The sequence below is a fragment of the Methanosarcina spelaei genome (assembly GCF_002287235.1).
GTDB classification, from domain to species: Archaea; Halobacteriota; Methanosarcinia; order Methanosarcinales; family Methanosarcinaceae; genus Methanosarcina; species Methanosarcina spelaei.
The window spans coordinates 1-2,622 of the sequence record NZ_LMVP01000204.1 but is presented as its reverse complement, the minus strand read 5'-3'; the positions used below and the strand labels follow the sequence as shown (position 1 = coordinate 2,622).

The window sequence follows — 2,622 nt, the reverse complement described above, 5'->3', positions numbered from 1 at the left end:
GATAAAAAAAGCCATTTTCTTTTTAATTTTATTCATATACTTTACCCCTAAAAAATGAGGAGTTTTAACTCCTCACATATATGCGGTTATCCTCCTCACCAAATGCTTCCCAATAAGCATGACCGATCGGCCAAGGATCATTGATGCGCAAATAAGATGTCAGAAAACCATTGTCTTGGTATCCACGGCAAACTCGCGCATGAGTAGATGTCCCGCTCTTGAATGGCCCATGATCGTCAATTTCATTAACAACTGTACCCCAATAAATGACAGTAGACGTACTAACGGAATTAGGTTTATTCATTCCACTACTTGATTTATAATAAAGTAATGCGTTAGGATTATTAACTCCACTAGGAGCTACTCCATTCATCATTTGATATATAGAACTTTGGGAAGGCTTTACATCATTGTAGTATTTGGTAAGCATTTGGGCACTTGCTGGTTGGCAGTAATAACTGGTACTTTGTGTATATATGGGAACATCGAGAATTTTTTCTTTAGTAAAATCATCTGCAGGAACAGCTATCGTTTTCTGAGTTTTTTAATATTTTCTTCAGTGACTGGCAGATTAATATTAATTCCATTATTACTTGCTGCTTGCTCTATAGATTTAGTAAGTTCATCACTATTTTGCCATTTTTTTAGGTTCTCGTCTATTTCGTTCTTCGATTTCTTTTCATACATTGACCAAACTCCAGGCTCGGTTTCAGTTGCTGGTTTATCTTCAACCTCATTAAGGGAGTATGCATCTACAAATATCCGATATTCATCTCCTGTGGTTTTGTCTTTTACTACAGTCATCGCCCCGATTTCAGGATAGTCATATACAACCATAACGGTTGATTTGATTTCCCCATCTGGGTATTCATTTTTGGCGATTTCTATTGACTTTTCCATGGCTTCAGTGATTTTAAAAGGAATTGGAGTAAGTTCAACAAGTCGGACTGATTGCCCTAATTTTTTATTGGCACCGATATAAATTTGACCTATTACCTTATCATTTTTATATACTGAAAATTGATAATACAATTTTTGGCCATTTATATCATAAAGTTCCAATGGTTTTGAATCAATAGATGCCTCTGTCCAGTTTTCAAAGCCATCTGTGTTGGTTGCTATAAAATGTAGCATCTGTGCATTCGCGTGTTCAAAGGCTTTCTCTGCAGTTACAGAATAATTATCCTCTTTCTGTGCACCTGCGGCCGGTATCAACACTATACCAACCAGCAGAATTGCTAAAACAAGTATACCTGTTCCACTTTTATTACACTTCATATTTTATACTCCTATTTATCCTCCAGGAGGCAGAATCAGGCAAGCTAAACCTTAAATAAAAGCAAAGCTAACTTAATTGTGCCTCTTAGGGCATACTTTATGGAGTTCGGGTGATCTGGAAAGTACTTTTGAACTCCATAAATTCCTTATACCTAACATTTTATAAGTTTTCTGTCCATTCTATCTAACAATTCGATTTTCGAACTAATTTTGATATAAGCTTATTACTTGATATTGACAGTTAGATAATTTGGCCGGAAGTATTTTATATAAGCATCTGTCTCAATCTACATTCAGTAATAAATATATAAAATATTTTATAATTTTACAATTATTTAAGTTTAAACTAAATTAATTAATGTCGAATTTAGACTTATATATCCTCTAATTGTAATATATGGGTGAATAAGTGCGCCTGTTAAATGTGTTCTCCTTTGATTTACAGGCTTCAAGTTGAGAAATCATCTCATTCAGTTAAGTTCACTTTTCTGTATAAACCTGTAAACTATTTTATAGACTATAAATTTAGATTAAAAACAAGCGGCTCTTCGTCATTTCCTATGGATAATGTGATTTTCAATTCAAGACCGGATTGGGTTTTATGAGGATATTGTGAGGATATCCACACAAAACAACGAAGATCCAAATAAACATTGTATTTTTCTCATTACCAGCAAAAGTGTCAGAACTTCATCATTAAAAGCAGTTGAGACTTATCAACTTCAAAAACTTTCTCATTGGGACTGTCATATCAAAAAGTACCTGGCATCCTCACTTTCTGAAGTCTGATGGCGTTATTCGATGGCGTTATATTTCTTGCAGGTGAATGAATAAGTGGGGAGTCAACATAGAGAACGTTACTTTTAACAAAATAATGATTGCAACTGACGGCTCAGTCTGTTCAAGGCTTGCTGCCAATAAAGGGATAGAACTTGCCAGGCTGAGTGGAGGGACGGTTTATGCAGTTTATGTAGTATCCACGGAGTATTTTTCTTCTATGGCTGTGGATCTTGAATGGGAAAGAATGAGCGAAGAATTGAAGAGAGAAGGATGCAAAGCCCTGGATTATGTAAAAGGAATAGGAGAGCTTGAAAATGTCAATGTAAAGTCTATCTTGCTTGAAGGGCATCCTGCATCTGAGCTGATCCGTTACGCCGAAGAAGAAAAAATGGATATTATTGTTATGGGCACTCTTGGCAGAACAGGAATTGATCGGCTGCTTTTAGGCAGCGTTGCCGTAAATGTTGTACGGCACTCAAAAGTCCCTGTTATGGTTGTAAGAAAAAATAGATAATCCATTTTTATCCGATTGATGTTTTAAAACACCTGAATGTTAGCATTTCC

3 protein-coding genes are annotated in these 2,622 nt (G+C 35.5%); 1 reads left to right on the top strand and 2 read right to left on the bottom strand.

Translation table 11 applies throughout. From position 1 onward, the window contains the following. Positions 1-64: 64 nt before the first annotated feature. Positions 65-478, bottom strand: coding sequence for a C39 family peptidase (locus ASJ81_RS23740; protein WP_245860064.1), 414 nt, complete (start codon positions 476-478; stop codon positions 65-67). 47 nt (positions 479-525) lie between these two features. After that, positions 526-1,278 carry a hypothetical protein gene (locus ASJ81_RS23735; protein WP_245860062.1) on the bottom strand — a complete coding sequence of 251 codons (753 nt, stop codon included), beginning with the start codon at positions 1,276-1,278 and terminating at the stop codon, positions 526-528. Positions 1,279-2,104: 826 nt separating this feature from the next. On the opposite strand from ASJ81_RS23735, the gene ASJ81_RS10885 reads away from it, so the two are divergent. Then, a complete protein-coding gene (locus ASJ81_RS10885) occupies positions 2,105-2,572 on the top strand; it encodes a universal stress protein (RefSeq protein ID WP_245860061.1) in 468 nt (155 codons plus the stop codon). Positions 2,573-2,622 lie beyond the last annotated feature (50 nt).